This window comes from Oscillatoria sp. FACHB-1406, assembly GCF_014698145.1.
Classification (GTDB): domain Bacteria; phylum Cyanobacteriota; class Cyanobacteriia; order Cyanobacteriales; family Spirulinaceae; genus FACHB-1406.
Genome location: NZ_JACJSM010000010.1, coordinates 78,336 through 97,489, shown reverse-complemented (window position 1 = coordinate 97,489; position 19,154 = coordinate 78,336). Strand labels below are relative to the sequence as shown.

At 48.9% G+C, this 19,154-nt stretch carries 16 protein-coding genes; 9 read left to right on the top strand and 7 right to left on the bottom strand.

Annotated features, from left to right (window positions below; all coding sequences use genetic code 11):
- Positions 1 to 8 precede the first annotated feature (8 nt).
- On the top strand, positions 9 to 776 hold the full coding sequence (locus tag H6G50_RS12160) for a hypothetical protein (RefSeq protein ID WP_190716556.1): 768 nt from the start codon (positions 9 to 11) through the stop codon (positions 774 to 776).
- A gap of 111 nt (positions 777 to 887) precedes the next feature.
- Here H6G50_RS12160 and H6G50_RS12155 read toward each other — a convergent pair whose 3' ends face one another.
- Positions 888 to 1,958, bottom strand: coding sequence for a ribonucleotide-diphosphate reductase subunit beta (locus H6G50_RS12155; protein ID WP_242032802.1), 1,071 nt, complete (start codon positions 1,956 to 1,958; stop codon positions 888 to 890).
- Between the two features lie 133 nt (positions 1,959 to 2,091).
- Complete coding sequence (locus H6G50_RS12150) at positions 2,092 to 4,506, bottom strand: ribonucleoside-diphosphate reductase subunit alpha (protein WP_347239925.1); 2,415 nt, start codon at positions 4,504 to 4,506, stop codon at positions 2,092 to 2,094.
- Between the two features lie 216 nt (positions 4,507 to 4,722).
- Between H6G50_RS12150 and H6G50_RS12145 the strand changes: the two genes are divergently transcribed.
- The 6 genes from H6G50_RS12145 (at position 4,723) to argS (ending at position 9,614) form a co-directional block, all read left to right on the top strand.
- Positions 4,723 to 5,106, top strand: coding sequence for a DUF4346 domain-containing protein (locus H6G50_RS12145; RefSeq protein WP_190716554.1), 384 nt, complete (start codon positions 4,723 to 4,725; stop codon positions 5,104 to 5,106).
- A gap of 25 nt (positions 5,107 to 5,131) precedes the next feature.
- Complete coding sequence (locus H6G50_RS12140; RefSeq protein ID WP_190716552.1) at positions 5,132 to 5,611, top strand: OsmC family protein; 480 nt, start codon at positions 5,132 to 5,134, stop codon at positions 5,609 to 5,611.
- Between the two features lie 30 nt (positions 5,612 to 5,641).
- Positions 5,642 to 6,301 carry a hypothetical protein gene (locus H6G50_RS12135; protein ID WP_190716550.1) on the top strand — a complete coding sequence of 220 codons (660 nt, stop codon included), beginning with the start codon at positions 5,642 to 5,644 and terminating at the stop codon, positions 6,299 to 6,301.
- A 58-nt stretch (positions 6,302 to 6,359) separates the two neighbouring features.
- The gene (locus H6G50_RS12130; protein WP_190716548.1) at positions 6,360 to 7,037 is read left to right on the top strand and encodes a Uma2 family endonuclease; all 678 of its coding nucleotides are present in this window, start codon (positions 6,360 to 6,362) and stop codon (positions 7,035 to 7,037) included.
- A gap of 37 nt (positions 7,038 to 7,074) precedes the next feature.
- A complete protein-coding gene (locus H6G50_RS12125; protein WP_190716546.1) occupies positions 7,075 to 7,749 on the top strand; it encodes a Uma2 family endonuclease in 675 nt (224 codons plus the stop codon).
- A gap of 107 nt (positions 7,750 to 7,856) precedes the next feature.
- A complete protein-coding gene (gene argS, locus H6G50_RS12120) occupies positions 7,857 to 9,614 on the top strand; it encodes an arginine--tRNA ligase (protein ID WP_190716544.1) in 1,758 nt (585 codons plus the stop codon).
- 521 nt (positions 9,615 to 10,135) lie between these two features.
- Here argS and H6G50_RS12115 read toward each other — a convergent pair.
- The 5 genes from H6G50_RS12115 to H6G50_RS12095 form a co-directional block, all read right to left on the bottom strand.
- A complete protein-coding gene (locus H6G50_RS12115) occupies positions 10,136 to 11,407 on the bottom strand; it encodes a glutamate-5-semialdehyde dehydrogenase (protein WP_190716542.1) in 1,272 nt (423 codons plus the stop codon).
- Positions 11,408 to 11,412: 5 nt separating this feature from the next.
- Positions 11,413 to 11,817: a hypothetical protein gene (locus H6G50_RS12110; RefSeq protein ID WP_190716540.1), complete on the bottom strand. Its 405-nt coding sequence runs from the start codon at positions 11,815 to 11,817 to the stop codon at positions 11,413 to 11,415.
- Positions 11,818 to 11,985: 168 nt separating this feature from the next.
- Positions 11,986 to 14,202, bottom strand: coding sequence for an ATP-binding protein (locus tag H6G50_RS12105; RefSeq protein ID WP_199302848.1), 2,217 nt, complete (start codon positions 14,200 to 14,202; stop codon positions 11,986 to 11,988).
- 170 nt (positions 14,203 to 14,372) lie between these two features.
- On the bottom strand, positions 14,373 to 14,777 hold the full coding sequence (locus H6G50_RS23870) for a peptidoglycan-binding domain-containing protein (protein ID WP_199302846.1): 405 nt from the start codon (positions 14,775 to 14,777) through the stop codon (positions 14,373 to 14,375).
- A gap of 194 nt (positions 14,778 to 14,971) precedes the next feature.
- On the bottom strand, positions 14,972 to 17,170 hold the full coding sequence (locus tag H6G50_RS12095) for a phosphoketolase (RefSeq protein WP_190716538.1): 2,199 nt from the start codon (positions 17,168 to 17,170) through the stop codon (positions 14,972 to 14,974).
- Between the two features lie 474 nt (positions 17,171 to 17,644).
- Between H6G50_RS12095 and H6G50_RS12090 the strand changes: the two genes are divergently transcribed.
- Together H6G50_RS12090 and H6G50_RS12085 are read left to right on the top strand one after the other, a co-directional pair.
- Positions 17,645 to 18,451 carry a hypothetical protein gene (locus tag H6G50_RS12090; RefSeq protein WP_190716536.1) on the top strand — a complete coding sequence of 269 codons (807 nt, stop codon included), beginning with the start codon at positions 17,645 to 17,647 and terminating at the stop codon, positions 18,449 to 18,451.
- A gap of 2 nt (positions 18,452 to 18,453) precedes the next feature.
- Positions 18,454 to 19,095 (top strand): hypothetical protein, encoded by a 642-nt coding sequence (locus H6G50_RS12085; protein ID WP_190716535.1) that lies wholly within the window; start codon positions 18,454 to 18,456, stop codon positions 19,093 to 19,095.
- Positions 19,096 to 19,154: the final 59 nt, after the last annotated feature.

Genomic DNA, 19,154 nt, shown 5'->3' with positions numbered 1-19,154 from the left:
AAAGTCTTATGACATTATCAAATCATTCAATTAGACTCAATCCATCATCGATTGCTAAAATTTTAGCAATCATTGCGTCTAGCATCATTCTTGCTAGCATTGTCGGTCAGTTGATTACTTATTCATCCGGTCACGGCAGTCTGTACGGGTTAATTCCCCTTTTTAACGTTGACCTTGAAAAAAATATACCGACCTTCTTCTCAGTCTTTCTCCTAACAAGCGCGGCTGTACTGCTTGGACTCATTTCCTTATTACAAAGGCAACAAAAAGGGCGCGACGCGACGAAATGGGCGATCTTAGCTTTCTGGTTTCTCCTTCTGGCTGTCGATGAAGCTTGGTCGCTGCACGAGGAGCTAGTTGAGCCAATACGCGGAGCTTTGGGTAAAGAGTCTCTCGGTATTTTTTATTTCGCTTGGGTTCTTCCAGGGATCGCTATCGTCTCTATTTTCGCCTTATTCTTCCTTAAATTCCTGTTGCGTTTGCCTCGAAAAACAAGGCTTGCGATTATAGCGGCTGCGGGACTTTATCTCGGCGGTACTCTCGGCATGGAATTAATTACGGGCGGCTACGCGGACGCATACGGACAGAAAAATTTGTTATACGGTTTGCTAACAACGCTTGAAGAAAGTTTTGAAATGGCAGGGATGATTCTATTGATCTACACGCTTCTCCAATATCTCGCCGATTACTTCTCAGAAATCCAGTTTCAGTTCAACAAACTTCAAAGCAACGAACCCTCAGAGATTTCAGAAAATTATATCGAGACTGGGGAATGATATCTGTCGAAATCTAGTCGAAATATAAAGGTAGGTTTGAAGCAGAATTAGGGCATTGCAGTGCAATGCCCCTACAGATAAAATGTAGTGCATCAAGACTGGGAATTGGGATTAAATCTCATCCCAACCGCTAATCCCCGAAGACATCACATAACTCGTTACGCCCGCTTCAAAAAAGTTCGCCTTAGTGTGGGCTTCTTTTTTGGTATCAGAAAAACGTTCGAGGTGCGTGTAAGGACTCTTTAGGTATTTCGCCTCCGGGTACAAATAATCCAATCCGATCGCGCGCAGTCGGATATTGGCTAAATATTTCGTATACTGCTCGGTTGATGCTTCGGTAATCCCCAAAATATTGTTCCCGATAATGTGGTTTGTCCAATTGCATTCGTGCTGCACGGCGCTATCGAACATTTCGTAGACGCGATCGCGCGAATGGGGGAAAACTTGCATCGCTTCGGGAATTAGTTTCTGGAACAAACGAACGTGAGAAAGTTCGTCGCGATTGATCATTTTAAAAATATCCGCACTCCCAGGCATCAACATTCTTGAAGCCAAGTTATAGAAGAAAATAAAACCATTGTAAAAGTACATTCCCTCCAATAAATAATCAGCGAGTAAAGCCACAAAGTAATTTTCATGAGTCGGTTTATCGACATAGTTTTGATACAACCCTGCAATAAACTCGCAACGCGAAAAAAGGACGCTATCCGTTCGCCAAAAATCATAAACGGCGGCTCTATTCTCAGTGGGGACGATCGTTTCAATAATGTATTGATAACTTTGGTTGTGCATTCCTTCCTGGGAAATTTGTTCGGCCATGCACAAACTAATTTCAGGAGCAGTAATTGCACTTTTTAAATGAGGGATGTTGCAAGTTTGAACCGAATCTAAAAAAGTTAAGTAAGCTAAAATACCATTATAAGCTCTACGTTCTTCGGGCGTTAAATTCCAGTAATCGACAACATCCTGGGTAATATCCAGCTTCTGCGGGATCCAGAAATTTTCCCGCATTTGTTGATACAAACCAATCGCCCAACTGTAACGAACATCGTTAAGCTGCATTAAGTTAGTTGTATTTCCAAACCAGGCTTTGCGCGTTTCAGTGCTGTCATCTCCCTTGGGATTAAAGATAGGATTGACAGACATTAATTCGTAATTCGTAATTTGTAATTCGTAATTCATTCTTTAGCGAAAAGTCGGTTTGTGTTGATTGGATAAGTTGAGGATGGCAAAATTTCACTAATTTTATTCACCTCTGAAAAAAGTTATTCGTATCGAAAGCTATGAGCTTTAACAATACGAATAACAAATGATTTTAGTTCGCGCAAGCACTGCAATTAGCTGCACCTTCTTTAAAATCGTCCTTCTGGACGGTACGGATGTAGTAAATTGCCTTGCAACCTTCTTTCCAGGCGAGAAGCAATGTCTCAAAAATATCTTTGGCAGAAATTGAGCGATCGCGTTGTTCTGGAAAATATACGCCACCATTCAGGTTAAAGAGTAGTTCCATTGAAATTCCGGTATCGATCCATTTTTGAATGACCGCGATCGCGCGAACAACCGTGTTTTGATCGAGTGTCTTATTTTCAGGATAGAACCAGAACGCCTCCTTAATAAACGGCGGCGCGATCGGAACCGTCCCTTTCGCCCATTTATCGTAGAAAAAGCGACTATAAACGGGCAACACGCTAGCGGTACACCCTTGGACGAGAGAGGATGAGGTATTGGGCGCGATCGCAGTGATATGCGAGTTACGGATGCCAAACGCTTGGATATCCCGCGATAACTGCACCCAGCGTTCTCCGCCTTCTGAATATTGTACGAACCATTCGACATCGCGAGCGCCGATGAGTTTCCCTCGACTCCATTCGCTACCCTCAAACGCCGGATAAGCGCCCCGTTCCTTCGCGAGTTCCATCGACGCGCGAGTGCAATGATAGCCAAAATCTTCAAATAAGCGATCGATCTCCGGTAAGTCACTGTACCGAAGGCGGCGCTTTGCCAACCAATCTGCCAGCCCCATCGCGCCGACCCCAATCGTTCGGAAGCGATCGTTGTGGGCTTTCGCGTCAGCAAAGGGCGGCGCGGTGATATCGATGGTATTGTCGAGGATGCGGACGGAGATCGCGCAAATATCCGGTAATTGCTCCGTATCGAGGTTAGCAAAGTTGAGCGAGACAAGGTTACAGCAATGGGCTAGGCTGTGAGGAACGACGACGGAGAAGGATTCGCAACATAAATTTACCCCTGGAATGTACCCTTCGTGCTTGTTGGGGTTAGCGCGGTTAATCGTATCCTTGAAGGCGAGGTAGGGCATCCCGGTTTCGACCTGCGATCGCATGATTTCCTTGAATAACTCTCGCGCCGAAACCCGTTTATATAAAATTAATCCATCACCGGCGCTTGCTTCGATTTGGCGGTAAGCTTTCTCGAAACCCTTCCCCCACAACTCAGCCAACTCGATTCCTAGCTTCTCCCGCACCTCATAAGGGTCTACTAGCGTCCAATCTTCCTTCGCTTCCACCCGCCGCATAAATTCATCGCAGACGACGAGTTGCGGGAAGATGTCGTAAGCTTTGCGCCGCCTGTCTCCGTTCTCGGTTTGCATCTCCAGGAATTCGGGTACATCGAGATGCCAGATATCGAGGCTAACTGTTACCGCGCCCGCACGACGACCGCCTTGGTTAACTGCGATCGCGGTATCATTCAATAACTTAATCCAAGGAATCACCCCGCCCGATGCGTTTGGTTTCCCCATCACCCAGCTACCCGTCGCGCGGATGCGGGAAACGTTCACCCCCACACCGCCACCATTCTTAGAGATTCTCGCGGTGTCGGTGAGTGTTGCGTAAATGCTTTCTAGATTGTCCTCCATTGCGACGATAAAGCAGGAGGAGAGGGAACCGTTGGGGATTCTGAGGTTGGCGAGAATAGGAGTCGCGAGGGAGATTTGGCGTTGCGCGATCGCTTCGTAGAATTTTTTCGCCCAGCACAAACGGTTCTCAGTCTTTTCGACAGAGGCGAGGAGTAGCGCGCAAGTCAGAAGCGCCTCTTGAGGGAGTTCGTCGGGCAAAAGGTAGCGCTTACAAAGTAGGGTAATGCCCGCGAAATCGTAGTCCTTATCCCAGTCGGGGTTAATCCAGGTTCCCGCGATCGCGAGTTCCACTTCGCTGTAACATTCCGTAATTCGCGATGTATACCGTCCGGCGGCGACTTGCGCGGCAACAACTTCGGGGTAGTGGCTGTATATCTCTTCGATCGCATCGTAGCCGCGAATAACACCTTCTGCGTTGCGGATAACGAGCGTATCTTTCCACAAACTCCAAACTTGCAGCCGCCCCGCCACGTAACGCCAATCCGGTTCTTCTGGGCTGCACGCCGCCAGCGCGCAATCGATTAAGTTATCTTGAATTTCCCTAGTAGTTACGCCGTCGCGAAGGCGCGTTACCAATCCCGCTTCGAGGGCGATCGGGTTCGCTTCTAAATCTGCTGTCGCCCAAGCAACGACGTTGCGAATTTTCGCAATATTCAGCTTTGCCCTCGAACCATCGCGACGAATCACGCGCACGTTAGAGGGAATTCCTGACACTACCCCCTCAGTATGGGGAAATCGGGGCAGTGAAGAGCGCGTTTCTGCACCGCCACCCATTGTGGAGAGAGGCTGGACGGCGATAGATTTTACGGACGGCTGTTGCATAATCTCGGTCTGGAGAATTTTCTGAAGTTTCACTGCCGTTAAGTTTAATACTTAATCCTTAGAAACGCTATCAGTAGAGTTTCTTATTAAAAAATAGACTGGTAAAACGCTATACCTGGCAGCACGACAGATTATGCTCGCGACTGTTGTAGGATCGAGAAGGAGGTCTGTCGTGCGTTTAAAATCAAGAGGTCTTGACAGTTCGGCTACCCCGAAGAATTTTAAGTTTATTGAATTTTGGCTAAATCCATGATAAGAGCGCTTGACAATTTGACCGCGATCGATAATACACTCTCTAACCGTTTCATCGAACTCGATCCGGCAGGATATTTTATCATTTATGTGGATCGGGAACGAGGGTTAATTTGCGCCGAACATTACACGAATAATATCAACGAAAAAGGTTTAGCCGTCGATCCGGAGACGGGCGAACCTTTCCCGTGCGATCGCAAATTAGAACGAAAGCCAACGGTGAAATTTACCGGACGAACCGCGAAGGAAATCGGGATGAAAATAACTGAAGAAGCGAAACCTTGCCCGCTGAGTAAGTTGGATCATGCTTTATATTTAGGTCGAGAATTCGTGCGAGCCGAAATAGCCTTAGTTTCGGGTCAAGAATACGTTCAAGATTGAGCGCGCTCTCGATGAATTTTGAGGCATGAAAGAACATCTCTATCGAGTTGCAACGGTTTGGACGGGAGCCGCGCAAGGTGCAACGACTGACTACCGTTCTTATGCTCGCGAGTATACAGTTCAGGTGGAAGGAAAACCCACGTTAGTGGGTTCGGCAGACCCAACTTTTAGAGGGGATGCGAAACTTTACAATCCCGAAGACTTATTAGTAATTTCTTTGTCTGCCTGCCATCTGTTGAGCTATTTAGCCTTATGCGCTCGTTCGAGAATTCAAGTCATTTCTTATTGCGATCGCGCGGAGGGAAAAATGAGCGTTATTGAAAACAAGATGCGCTTTACGGAAGTTATCCTGCGTCCCAAAGTTTTGATTAGCGCCGGAGACAACCTCGAAAAGGCGATCGCGCTGCACCAACAAGCTCACGAAGAATGTTTTATTGCAAATTCCGTTGCTTTTCCCGTTACTCATTATCCGACAGTACGAATCACTCGGAATTCATCGGTTTGAACCCGGTAGTATCAATAAGATTAAATGGGGATGACAAGCGAAAAAATCGAACAATTCAAACCGACAGTATGGGAAGGCGTTGCGATCGCAGCGGGAGCCGTCTTAATTGTCACGACAGCACTCGCAGGATTGTGGCTCAAGGCGTTTAATAATTCCTTCGATCCCGAACGAGCAGAAGCGATCGCTAAAAGTTTAATCACTTACGACATTCCCGGCGGCTCCCGAGGCGTAATCGGAGTCAATATCGGCGGCTCGAAAACTGCTTTTGTCACCAGTAAGGCTATCCCGCCCGAGCTAAAAGATTTGACGCAACTCGAAGCTTCCAACCGTGCTGAAGTACAATTGTGGCTCGCGCGAGTGCCGGTGCGAAAAGAAACTGACGCAGAAGATGCCCCCGAACGCGCCGACAAAAGCTTAGCTTTATCCTCCGGCGCTCAAAACGGCTTTCAGGTGACAGCAAGGCGAACCGAACAGCAATATTTTTGCGGCCATCTGGTTCTGGTACGGATCGCTAGCGGACAGATGAATTTTACGGATCGGGGCGTTTCCGTCCCGGCGCTTCTCTACGACGCGAGCGTTACGATTGATAGTTTAACCCGCAATCAATATCAAGTTTCGTTGCTGGTTTTGGGGCGCGATCGCGAAACAAAAGCCCGTAAAGTCTTTAATTCGCTCGAATGCAAGCTTTAATCCCCACCGAGAAAGCGATCGCGTACAATTGAATCAACCCAAGCCGAATACCGCGATTATGACTGCCTTATCGCCAACAACAATCCTTCCTCCCTTAGAAAACGGCGATCGCTTGACGCGCCTCGAATTCGAGCGTCGCTACCGCGCCATGCCCCACCTCAAAAAAGCCGAATTAGTAGAAGGAGTTGTTTACGTGGCTTCCCCCGTTCGCGTTAATCACCATGCTAAACCCCACGCGTTGGCAATGACTTGGTTAGGAGTCTATTGGGCAGCAACGCCGGGAGTTGATTTGGGGGATAATGCTACCGTTCGCCTCGATGCCGACAACGAAGTGCAGCCCGATGCTTACTTACGCCGAGAAACGGGCGGCAATTCCCGCATTAGCGATGACGATTACCTCGAAGGCGCGCCAGAACTGATTGTCGAAATTGCTGCCAGCAGCGCCTCCTACGATCTCAACGATAAACTTAATGCTTACCGACGCAATGGCGTGGAAGAGTATCTCGTCTGGCAAAGTTACGAAGCGCGCCTCGATTGGTTTCGCCTGCGCGAAGGTAGATATGTAGCCTTAGAAGCCGATGCAAATGGGATGATTCGCAGCGAAATCTTTCCGGGATTGTGGCTGTCGGTGACGGCATTTGAGCGAGGAGATGCAGCGTCGGTGGTTGCGGTTCTTCAGCAAGGGTTACAGTCGGCAGAACACCAAGATTTTATCGCGCAACTCACTCTCGACTAAGTATGTTTGAATCGATCGCAAGCCGAATATCGCGACTATGACTGTCCTATTGCAAACAACAATCCTTCCTCCTCTAGAAAATGGCGATCGCTTGACGCGCCTCGAATTCGAGCGTCGCTACCGCGCCATGCCCCACCTCAAAAAAGCCGAATTAGTAGAAGGAGTTGTTTACGTGGCTTCCCCCGTTCGCGTTAATCACCATGCTAAACCCCATGCGTTGGCAATGACTTGGTTAGGAGTCTATTGGGCTGCAACGCCGGGAGTTGATTTGGGGGATAATGCTACCGTTCGCCTCGATGCCGACAACGAAGTGCAGCCCGATGCTTACTTACGCCGAGAAACGGGCGGCAATTCCCGCATTAGCAATGACGATTACCTCGAAGGCGCGCCAGAACTGATTGTCGAAATTGCCGCTAGCAGCGCCTCCTACGATCTCAACGATAAACTCAAGGCTTATCGACGCAATGGCGTGGAGGAGTATCTCGTCTGGCAAAGTTACGAAGCGCGCCTCGATTGGTTTCGCCTGCGCGAAGGTCGATATGTAGCCTTAGAAGCCGATGCGGATGGGATTATTCGCAGCGAAGTATTTCCGGGATTGTGGCTGTCGGTGACGGCATTTGAGCGAGGAGATGCAGCGTCGGTGGTTGCGGTTCTTCAGCAAGGGTTGCAGTCGGCAGAACACCAAGATTTCATCGCGCGATCGCCCGCATAAGCCGTTTAATACGTTTAAGATAAGAGTTTGTTGTCGCGCCTTCAAACTGTGTGTGACGGGCAGACGGGGAGACGAGGTGACAGTCAATTATCAATTATCAATTATCAATGATTTCCATCCAAGAACAACTCAAACAAAAATTCAGTCAAGCTTTAGTTTCTGCTTTTGGTTCTCAATATAGCAATACCGATCCCGTTGTCGTTGCTGCAAGCAATCCTCGCTTCGGCGACTATCAATGCAATGTCGCCCTCTCCCTCGCAAAACCGCTTCAACAAAAACCGCGAGATATTGCCCAACAAATTATCGATCGCGTCGATGTCGGTGTCATGTGCGAAACGCCGGAAATTGCCGGTCCGGGCTTCATTAATCTCACCCTAAAACCCGATTACCTCGCAGCGCAATTAAACAGTATCCAATCCGATCCCCGTTTGGGAGTAGAACAAGCCGAAGAACCCCAACGAGAAATTGTCGATTTTTCTAGCCCCAATATTGCCAAAGAAATGCACGTCGGTCATTTGCGATCGACGATTATTGGTGACTCGATCGCTCGTATTTTAGAGTTTCGCGGTCATGATGTCTTGCGCCTCAATCATGTGGGCGATTGGGGAACTCAATTCGGGATGTTAATTGCCTATCTTAGGGAAGTTTATCCAGATGCTTTGGTAGCGGCTGATGCTTTGGATATTGGAGATTTAGTTGCTTTCTATAGAAAAGCTAAAGTTCGCTTCGATGAAGATACAGAATTTAAGGAAATCGCCCGTCAAGAAGTTGTTAAACTCCAAGCGGGAGATGAAGATAGTCGCAAAGCGTGGCAGTTACTCTGCGAGCAGTCCCGGCGGGAATTTCAAGTCATTTACGATCGCCTCGATATTCAACTTGAGGAGAGGGGAGAGTCGTTTTATAATCCACTCCTTCAAGGTGTTGTGGAAGATTTAGCCGAGTTGGGAATATTGGAAGAAAATGAGGGCGCGCAATGCGTTTTTGTGGAAGGGTTTACGAACAAATCCGGCGATCCGTTACCCTTAATCGTGCAAAAATCGAACGGCGGTTATAACTACGCAACGACCGATTTAGCAGCGCTGCGTTACCGCATTCAAAATGATGGGGCAAAACGCATTATTTATGTCACTGATGCGGGACAAGCCAATCATTTCGCGCAAGTGTTCAAAGTTGCAAAAAAGGCGGGTTGGCTTCCCGATGGCGTTGAAATCGTTCACGTTCCTTTTGGCTTAGTTTTAGGAGAAGATGGCGGAAAAATCAAGACGCGATCGGGGGAAAGCGTTCGCTTGCGGGATTTATTAGATGAAGCCATCTCTCACGCCTATTCCGATCTTGAAACTCGCCTTCAAACCGAGCAAAGAGAAGAAACTGAAGCCTTTAAAAAAGAGGTCGCAACGGCGATCGGGATTAGTGCTGTAAAATATGCCGATCTAAGTCAAAATCGCGTTAGCAACTACATCTTTAGTTACGATCGGATGTTAGATTTGAAAGGGAATACGGCTCCTTACTTGATTTATGCTTATGCTCGCATTAAAAGCATCAGTCGTAAGGGCGAAGTTGATTTCGACAAACTCGATTCTAACGCTAAGATTATGCTCGATACAGAGCAAGAGTTGATTTTAGCAAAACATCTTTTACAATTGGGAGAAACGCTAGCGGAAGTCGAGCGAGAATTATTACCCAATCGCCTCTGTCAGTATTTATTTGAGTTAAGTCAAAAGTTCAACCAGTTTTTTGAAAACTGTCCCGTATTAAAGTCGGAAGAACCCTTGCGAACCTCGCGTTTGATTCTCTGCGATTTGACAGCGCGGACATTAAAGTTAGGACTCTCGTTGCTGGGAATTCCAGTGTTGGAAAGGATGTAATTTAACCTAAAAAAGAAAAGTTGAGGCGCTAGCAACAACGCCTCAACCCAGATCTAGCCCAAAACTGTTTGCCGCGAGCCAATTGTCATTTCTTGTAGAGAGACAATTGCAGGGTCAATATTCGTAAAACAAAAACTTTATTGAGTCGTTTTTAAACAACGCCGAGAGATTAGTGGCGAGGTCGGCGCTGCTTTGATGACGCAGAATTTTTAATTCTGAAAAACTGGCTTACTTTCATTTCCCGATTGGTTTCGATTGCTTAACTCTTACCTTAATTACTACTTTAGAAGGTTGTCGCGATAAATACATCGGGAGAAATCTTGAATTTTTAGCGCCGGTAGTTCATGAAATTTTCATGTTTGGGCGGATTTTAATAAACTTTTAATGAACTGAAAGCCTGGAAATGAGGCTGTGTTACCGTTTCCGCAAATCTACGACCCCCAGTGAGCTAAGTGATAATACTGTAATTATGCCAGAGTTTGAGGTGAGCTTTGCAATTCCTGCCCGCGTTTCCTTCTCCGTCAAAAACGGCGATCGCCTTGAACGACCTGTTTTAGTGTTGTAAGCGTCTCTAAGCCCACTAAACCCCGGCGATAACCCTTCTGATTGGACATCCCTAGAAATACGGAATCGCCACTTTTAGGATTGCGGCTGAAACGCGGCGAGGTGTTGATGTAGACGAGGGCGCTATCGATGCGGCGGGCAAAAAGATGGCTTTCGTGATAGGATTCCGAGACGAGGCAATCGGCATGGCCGCTGCTGTAGCGATTCATCCAGGCGATCGCGTCTTCGATATCTTCCACAACCTTAAAAGCGACGATTTTAGCGAGATACGTCTCTCCCCACTCGTTCTCGTCAGCCGGACTCAATTGCTTGGGATAGTCACTCACCAATTGTTCGTCTCCGCGCAGTTGAAATCCCTGTTCGGCGAGGCTATTAAACAATCGAACTAAAGAGGTAGATTTTTGCGATCGGCTAACCAGCACTTTTTCAATCGCATTGACGGGATCCGGTTCGCTGGCGTGACTGTCAATAATCGCCCACCGCGCTACGTCTAAATCGCCACTATCCGACCAATACAGGTAACAATTCCCCATTGCCGATCTCAAAACGGGGGCGGTGGCGAGATTGGTAACTTGCTTGACTAAGCTCGGACGACCGTAAGGAATGACGAGATTGAGATAGCGGTCTTTGGTCACGAGGTCTTTAATTGAGGAACCACTCTCGGCGGGCAGTGTTTCCAAGCAACCGATGGGCAAACCTGCATCTTCAAGAGCGAGTTGCAAGGTTTGATAGATGGCAGTATTGGTATGAGACGCTTCGCTGCTACCGCGCAGGATTAAGCTATTACCCGTTTTCAGGCACAATCCCGCCGCGATCGCACCTAATTCCGGAAAAGCTTCATAAATCAGGGCAATGGTGCCGAGAGGCATCAGTTGACAGTAGGTTTGGGAGCGTTCGATTTGGTAGGAGGCATTGATCGTTCGCAGCGTTGGGTCGGGGAGTTCGCTGAGGCGATTTAAGATTTCGATCGCGGCGTTGAGGCGTTCGGGAGTAAGCTTCAACCATTCCACAATTAATTCAGGCATCGCCATTTCTCGGCTCGTTTCCAAATCGAGGGTATTGGCTTCTAATATCTCCTCAATCGCACTTTGCAGCGCTTCTGACATGGCTTGAATGCCTCGAACGCGATCGCTCCCTTTCAGCGTTGCCAGTATTGCCGAAGCCCGATAAGCACTTTGCGTTACCGCGAGTGTCGGATCGGGGAAGTCGGTAGGAATTTCAGAGACCATCGCAGTTAACGCCGATAAGATAACCAAAGCATGAAGACTGGCACGATTGCGAGTAAAACAGCGGCAATTACCCAGAAGATAATATGAGCGGACGGCGATCGCAACGCTAAAGGCAACCACACCATTAACATCAATACTACAATCGTCAAGGCAACCGGCAGATAACTTTCTCCGAAGCCTGCCTTGACTGCCACCCAGCGATTGCCCGTCCACCGCCAAGACCGTTTGTAAGGATAAGTAGCGGACAGTTGCTCGATGCCCGATCCGCTTTCTTCGGCAACAAAAATTTGCTGGCAGCGATCGCAACCCAACGCCTCCGTTAGGACAATCGGTTGCAGGGTTCCCCGTCGCCGACACGGACAGGGATACTCTCGATTCAGGTCGATCTTTGTCGTTTTTTGAGATGGCACGAGCAATAGACTCGGAACAGACTTTATGTTAAGTATCTTAAATTATCGATCGTTTCCGCGATGGAGAGCGTTGCCCTCAAGAGAATTTCACAAATACCCATCCACCCCCTCACCCCGTCCCCGATCGCGCAGCGCTATAACATCGAGCTTGACAGACTATTTTATATTTTAACCTTCGTCGATTATACTTCTGTCCGCTCGCGTGGGAATCTCGATAACGAACCGCGCCCCCCGTCCGGCAGCGGAATCGCACGTCAACTCGCCTCCGTGCATTTCCGTCACGATTTGATACGCGATCGCCAATCCCATTCCTGTCCCTCGACCGACGGGTTTTGTGGTGAAAAAAGGATCGAAAATGCGATCGCGCACGCTTTCTTCAATCCCGATTCCACTATCGCTAATGCTAATTCGGACGCGATCGCTCACTTGCTCCGTCTCGATGCGAATTTCTGCGGCTGTCGCCCCCTTCAAGTTCGCTTCCTCCACAGCATCGATCGCATTATTCAATAGGTGTAAAAATACTTGATTGAGTTGAGCCGCGTAACATTCTACTGGAGGAATTTCACCATACATTTTAAGGGTTTGAATTGCCGAGCGTTGGCGCGTCGCTTCCAAGCGATTTCGGACAATGGCGAGCGTACTTTCAATTCCTTCATGCAAATTCACTAATTTTAAATCGGTTTCATCCAAGCGCGAAAAGTTGCGAAGAGATTCGACAATTTTATTGATTCTTTGCGTCCCTTCCTGCATTGAATCTATCAATTTCTCTATATCATGACTCAAAAAATCTAGATCGATTTCTTCTAAGTATTCCTGTAAGGACAAACTCGGTTTTGGGAATTCTTCTTGATAGAGATGGACTAACTTCAGCAGATCCTGACTGTAAGTATTGAAATAGATAAGATTGCCATAAATGAAGTTAATAGGATTATTGATTTCGTGAGCAATTCCTGCCACAACTTGACCGAGAGCAGACATTTTTTCTGCTTGAATAATTCTTGCTTGAGCCTTCTGCAATTCAGCTAGGGCTTGGTTGAGTCGAGCATTTTTTTCGCTCAATTCAACCGTGCGCTGGGTGACGCGGGTTTCGAGTTCTTGATTGCTCCGTTCTAAGGCAGCAAAAGACGCTTGCAATTGGGCTGCCATGCCATTGAACGCTCGCCCCACCGCATTGATTTCTTGGAGGGAACTAGGGGGGATTTGCTGTTGGAGATTGCCGTCAGCAATGGCTTGAGAGGCTTTTTTTAAGCTAGAGATTGGCGTAGCAATCCAGCGGGAGGTATAAAAACCGAGAATAATCGCTAAGACGAGCGCCGACAAACAGAGTAGGATGGTCGTGCGAGTGTTCCTTTCAATTTGGGCAGTAAAGTCGGATTCGGGAAACGTAATCAGGACTAACCAATCTAAGCCATAGCGATCGCGCCAAGGAATAATACTCGTGAAGTAGGGCTGGTCGTTAAGGGCGAGCGTTAGGGTTTGGGGAAGGCGAACTGAAGAGAAATTGCCTAATCGGTCTTTTGCTTCGCGCGCGATCGCCTGCAAAGTCGGATCGGGAAAATCCTCAATCTGCCAGCGCAAAACCTCTTCCTGCGCCTGGAAAAAAACCGGCTGCTGGCTAGAACTAGCAATCAAATGTCCGTCGCGCTCGAAAATCGCAATCCGACTTTTCGGACTCATTTTAATACTTTGCAAGTATTTAGAAATATCTGACAGCAAAAGATCGATTCCAATGACCCCCAACAGGCGGCCGTCGCGATCGTAAATAGGAGCATCCGCAGAAGCAGCAACATACCCTTCGTAGCTCATCGCCGAATAAATTCGCCCCCAAATCGGCCTCCCCGCTTTCACAGTATCGATATACCAAGCTTCTTTCGTGCCTTCATACTCGCCCTCTTGGAGCATAGCGGTCAAGTTGCCGTTGTTGTCAATACCGTAGGTGAATTCTTTCAGTTGACCGCCGGGATGGAGGGAAGCGACAATTTCCTCTCCTTTAAACCAGCGTCCCGTGCCGCTGCCCGTATTGTCGTCCAGATAATACCCGATATAACTAAATTGAGGGAAAATTTGCGATTGTTTCCAGAAGTAGCGAGCCGAACCTTTGATATCTTGGAGTTGAATTTCTCCACGCGCGATCGCATCCAAATTCAGAGCATTAATCTGATGGGGAAGTGCTAAATAACTATCGAGGTGTTGCTCGACTCGTCGCCCCGTTTCCGCTTGCAATTGAGTAGCGAGATCGCGAACCGCTTTGTCTCCATTTCTAAATGATAAATATCCCGTTAAGCCAACTGCCATACAAATTTGCAAGACAAAAGGCAGTACGAGAACAGTTTGCAGTCGCTGTTGGTGCAGAAGACGTTGGAAAAAACGCAACTTAAAAAACATAGCGGGATTTTAGCCAACACTACGCCTAAATATAGTCCGAGAGTCTCTTCCCTCTTCCGCGCGTCCAAAGTAACCAAAGTAGATTGGACGCGCAGATGATTAATTAACTTTTATCCCGACACTGGACTATATCTCCCAAATACTAGCGTTTCTAGCACAAGCCAACCGTATTAACCCGCATTAGCCCGCATTAATTCCCTCCAAGTTGCCGGCCCAACAACACCATCCGCCTGCAAACCCTTAGCCCGTTGAAATTGTTTGACCGCTTCTTCAGTTTGAGGGCCGTAAAATCCGGTAACAGGCCCCTTAAAGTAGCCCATTCGTTGCAAAAAATTCTGCCAGTTTCTCACCATTTGCCCTTGGCTATTTCGTCGCAAGCGAGGAGCCGTTGCAGGCGTATAACAGACTACGCCGCCGGGAGGGGGAATAGAGGGACAGGACGGTTGAAGGGCGTATTCGCTAGCGCGAGCAGGAGCAGCTTGTAAGGCGATCGCAATTAAAGTTCCCGCCAGCAAAAAGCGAGCATACTTCAAGTTTGAAGTTCGATCCAAAGCATCAGTCCCGATAGTCATCATGAGTTATTTGCTAAACGCAGAATCCAGGTGCTTTCCCAATCTAACTTTTTAATACTACAAGCTGCAACCTACAAGCAGATCTTCAAAAGGACGAATCCCCAAATGGTTTAGTGCGACTGACTTCTGTGAGGAATGCTCTCTCAGAAGTTAAGCTAAACAGAGCCTTCCCTCTCCCCACCTCAGATCGTGAAGGTTTAGGCAAGCAACGCTGCGGCGCGTTGGGTTAGCGCATCCGCCGTCAATCCGTTAAACGCCATTAACTGCCCTGCACTCGCCGTTGTTTCGCCGCGCTTCCAGGCAAAAATATCGCGCGGAGTCGTACTGCGGAGAATCACGGGTTCGAGCATTGCACTCGTCCCCCCACTGACACCGATTAGCGCATCGCCGCCAAAGATGCGATCGAATCCCGCATCATCAAGGAAGTTGCCGTCCGCTTGCGCGCAACTTTCCCAAGCCACATCGCTGGGACGATACAACCGACGCGGATTTATAACAGAAACAATCCGAACGCCGAACCCTTCTTTTTCTAACTGCGAAGCTGCATCAAAAACAGGCCCTAACGTCATATCGCCAATAACGGCAAAAACGACTTTTTTCGTTCCTTCGCTGTCGTGCAAGATAATGCCGCCTTCTTGCAAACCTTGGCGCGTTTGTTCGAGGGTGGTGAAAATTGGCAGCGGCGATTTACTTGCCGTGATGGTAATCCCTTTATTCTTCGTACTTAAAGCCCATTCGTAGCAAGCTTGAATGCTGTTCGCGTCGCAGGGGAAGAGTGGAAAAATATTCCCGTTACGCATCATCGCCGCAAAGTAATTCTCGATTTCCGGGCGTTGGTGCGTCCAACCGTTGCGTCCTTGTTCCAACGCACCAGCAGTAAAGAGCGTAATGGTGGAGGGAGTCGGACGGCGCAATTCTGCCATTGCTTGGGTAACGGTTTGCCAAATCGGAAGCCCGTTGACGGCGAAGGATTCGTAGGAACACCAGAGGGTACGCGCGCCAAAAAGAGCTTGGGCTACTGCTAAACCGGCGCAAGCATCTTCGCTGAGGGGTTCGTAAACTTGACCTTGGGGGGCTTGGAAGTAGGTGTCGTCGGTGGTGGGATGAATGATTTTCAAGCCGACGTTGATGTTGTTAATCCCAGAAGCAGCATTTCCGTCGGCGTTGGTGACGACGAAGTTGGGATCTTTTTTGCCGACATGAACGACAAGTTCGCCCATTGCGGTGGTGGCAACTTTTTTATCGCCGCCGACAGGGTATTCGGTTAAGGGGAGTTCGCCTAAGTCGGGAACGCTGGCTTCGGTTTCGGTGACGACGTGCTTGGCTGCCGGACTGCCGCCCGCGCGCTCGAAGTTGGTGCGGACGAGTTGCCACGCTTCGGGGCTGAGGGCGCGCGCTTTCAAGGCATCGACGATGTAGTCTTTGTTGAGGCTGTCGCCGGGATAAAGGTTGTGGGATTGCGCGCCGCGTTTGTGTACGCCTGCGCCTTTGAGTTGTTTGACGATGAGGACGGTGAGGGTTCCGTTAAGGGCAGATTTGGCGGCTTTATCGACGGCTTCGAGGATGGCTTGGGTAAATTCGAGGCGTTTGTTGAATGAGAAGTTGGTGCTATCGATGTATTCGCCTGCTTGGTTGGCATCGTCGTAGTCTTTGGCGTTGATGAGGATGACTTCGCTGAAGCCGTTGCCTTTCCAGTAAGCAATCATTTCCTCGTTGGTTTTGAGGGACACCATGCTGTGGTGTTCTTGGGAGTAGCCGTTCCAGACGAGGATGGGCAGGAAGTTGGTGCGTTGGGGGTAGGCGGTGTTGAAGTGGCCGAAGCTACTCATGATGTAGGGTTCGCCGAGTCCGCCATCGCCGATGGTGACGGGGAAGAGGGTGTCGGGGTAGAGTTTGGCTCCGGCCATTGCGAAGTGTTGACCTTGGCCGAGGGGGCCTGCGGGGCTGAGGAGTCCGGGGATTTGCCCGGAGAGGTGGCCGAGGAGGCCGTGCATTTCTCGGAATCGTTCGCCTAAGTCGGCGACGGTGTGGATGCCCATGTCTTCGAGGGAGCGATCGAGGAACATGGTGCTGTAAAATCCGGGGGCGTGGTGGCCGACTTCGGTGGTGAGGTTTTTGTAACCGAGCATGATGAGGGCTGCGATCGCGTCGGCAATACTGGCGAAGCCGCCGGGATGCCCGGATTCTTTGCTGGCTGTGGTTTGTAGGGTGAGGTAGCGCAGTGCGTCGGCAGCGAGGAGCGTTTGGTAAACGGCGGTTTTATCGCTTGGGGATGCGATCGCGGTTTGACCGGGCGCGATCGCGGCTTCTTTTCCATATTCTTTAAAGTTAGGCCAGTCTTCGCCAAAGTGTTGAATCCCTTGACAAAAGGCTGGAGTTGTGGTGGCAACGGTCATTCGTTGAGTTCCTCTATATATTCTTACAAGTCTTCAAATCATCTTACAGTTTGAAGGTGAGGGCTACGGGCGCGAAAAAACGAAATCTGCTATCTTTGCCATTGCAAAAAGTAATCCTTTATTCAAGAAAACATTGCTTTTTTTGACTTTTTGCAAAGAAATATCTCATTTATGAGAGCCGCGATCGGGCTTAGTTATATTGAGAGCATAAAGAATTAAAAGCGATTCAAAAGAATCGATAAAGAGCTATGAAAACCATCAACTCAAATCCGTTTGCGCCTTCGGTCGGTATCGTCCTTGTCTTTGCATTGATGAGTCTGGCGATCGTCGCAATGATGACGGCTTTCGCGAATTTATAAGAGTTGCGGGTTGTCCGTCGCCGGTACGGATAACGAATTCTTCCCCCATTAAATAAGCGTGCTAAAATTCTTTAGTCCGAGTTTAAAGTCCTAAATGCTAGGGTTGGGGGCATGAATGGTCAATGGATCCGAACGCTATCGTCAAAAACAGTATTATCTCGATCTGCTCCATCAAGCGATCGCCAAGCATAAGCTCAAAATCTGGAGTGGGATGTTCCTGTCAGTGACGATTATCGGTGCTTTAGCGCTGGTGGGGTTACTCGACCCGGGTTTCGACCCTAGTGACTTGCAACATAACTCATCCTCAACAGCCCTCGACGCAACAAGTTCAACCTCCACTCCTCCGCCTAACCAGACCGCCGTTCAACCCGAACACCAAGCAACGGGTGCAAAGTGGTTGCTCGTGCTGCTCGCGAGTACAACGGGCGGATGGTTTATAACTTATAAGTTAAAACACGCTGGCGAGGCTCCTAACCCGAACCGCCAGCGCGTTAAGCGTAAAGTCCGCTCCAAACAAAAGAGCAATACCTCACTTCCGCCCCAACCCAAGAAACGTCACTCCCCACCCCTCGTCTCTTCTCAAACCTCAGCACGGGTTCCTCGCAACTTATTAGCAGAACCGGTGCGTCCGCCAGTTCGCCCTCACCCCGCCCAAAGACCGCAACTGAATGGGTATAGCCAGCGTGCGGTAACATGGCAACCTGCACCGGCTTCGCACGTTCGCGCGCGACTGCCAGCGCAGCCTTCAAAACCCGTATCTTTCCGCACCCGAGGCTCGGGAGAAGAACCGCAAGTGAGCGTTGTCCCAGCGGAAACGGTTATGCCCCTCGATCGCCGCGAACCGGGTCTTGCTGAAATGCTAGACTTACGCAAGCGTCGTACAATTACCTCCATAATGGGGGAAATGAACGATGTTGAATAAAAATGTTCGATAAGACTTGGCGATCGCTCAAAAATTTTTTTCAATCCTCAGATAACAGCACTACGGCGCGAGTAACGGCTCCAACCACAGCCAGCGACGCTCGCTCCATTCCTTCCTTAAGTGATGAAGACTGTGCATTCCTGTTCGAGCAATTGCTTGAAGGCGTGTCCCACGGCTGGCAAACGCTCCGCGTCCAAAGGTTTTTCGAGCAACTCGGAGAGCAAGGCAGCCACGTTACGTGGGTTCATTGGCTGCAACGTTACTATGCTCCTAAAGTATTAGCTTCCCCCACTCCAGACTTAGAATTGGCGCAAAAATTAACTCTTTTAGCGCAGCAAACTCAGTATTTACCGAAAATCATGGAAGTGGGCGCGATGTCGAATGCAATCGCCCAAGAACTTCAGCGCAGGGCAACTCGCAACCCGATTTTGGAATATAGCGGCATCGATGCCGATGAATCCTATGATGCCCCTGAAGTCAAGTACGTCACTCCGGACGAACTATTGTTGGGAATACAACAAGATGAAAATTTAGCTCAACAAATTGCCAGTCAACTTGGCGTTAGCGAAACCGACCCCGAAATCCTACTCCGCCTTTTACTGGAACGCTTTCAAGTTGAAAGTCCAGACAGCGATGGGGGTTGAATTAGCCCCTGTTCGGATTCAGGATTTTATCGGTAGGGGCAGAGCAATGCTCTGCCTTA

Excerpts from the sequence above, each read along its gene's own strand:
- H6G50_RS12160 (WP_190716556.1), top strand. The coding sequence starts at position 9 with ATGACATTATCAAATCATTCAATTAGACTCAATCCATCATCGATTGCT.
- H6G50_RS12155 (WP_242032802.1), bottom strand. The coding sequence starts at position 1,958 with ATGAATTACGAATTACAAATTACGAATTACGAATTAATGTCTGTCAAT.
- H6G50_RS12145 (WP_190716554.1), top strand. The coding sequence starts at position 4,723 with ATGATAAGAGCGCTTGACAATTTGACCGCGATCGATAATACACTCTCT.
- H6G50_RS12140 (WP_190716552.1), top strand. The coding sequence starts at position 5,132 with ATGAAAGAACATCTCTATCGAGTTGCAACGGTTTGGACGGGAGCCGCG.
- H6G50_RS12135 (WP_190716550.1), top strand. The coding sequence starts at position 5,642 with ATGACAAGCGAAAAAATCGAACAATTCAAACCGACAGTATGGGAAGGC.
- H6G50_RS12130 (WP_190716548.1), top strand. The coding sequence starts at position 6,360 with ATGACTGCCTTATCGCCAACAACAATCCTTCCTCCCTTAGAAAACGGC.
- H6G50_RS12125 (WP_190716546.1), top strand. The coding sequence starts at position 7,075 with ATGACTGTCCTATTGCAAACAACAATCCTTCCTCCTCTAGAAAATGGC.
- argS (WP_190716544.1), top strand. The coding sequence starts at position 7,857 with ATGATTTCCATCCAAGAACAACTCAAACAAAAATTCAGTCAAGCTTTA.
- H6G50_RS12115 (WP_190716542.1), bottom strand. The coding sequence starts at position 11,407 with ATGGTCTCTGAAATTCCTACCGACTTCCCCGATCCGACACTCGCGGTA.
- H6G50_RS12105 (WP_199302848.1), bottom strand. The coding sequence starts at position 14,202 with ATGTTTTTTAAGTTGCGTTTTTTCCAACGTCTTCTGCACCAACAGCGA.
- H6G50_RS23870 (WP_199302846.1), bottom strand. The coding sequence starts at position 14,777 with ATGATGACTATCGGGACTGATGCTTTGGATCGAACTTCAAACTTGAAG.
- H6G50_RS12095 (WP_190716538.1), bottom strand. The coding sequence starts at position 17,170 with ATGACCGTTGCCACCACAACTCCAGCCTTTTGTCAAGGGATTCAACAC.
- H6G50_RS12090 (WP_190716536.1), top strand. The coding sequence starts at position 17,645 with ATGGTCAATGGATCCGAACGCTATCGTCAAAAACAGTATTATCTCGAT.
- H6G50_RS12085 (WP_190716535.1), top strand. The coding sequence starts at position 18,454 with ATGTTCGATAAGACTTGGCGATCGCTCAAAAATTTTTTTCAATCCTCA.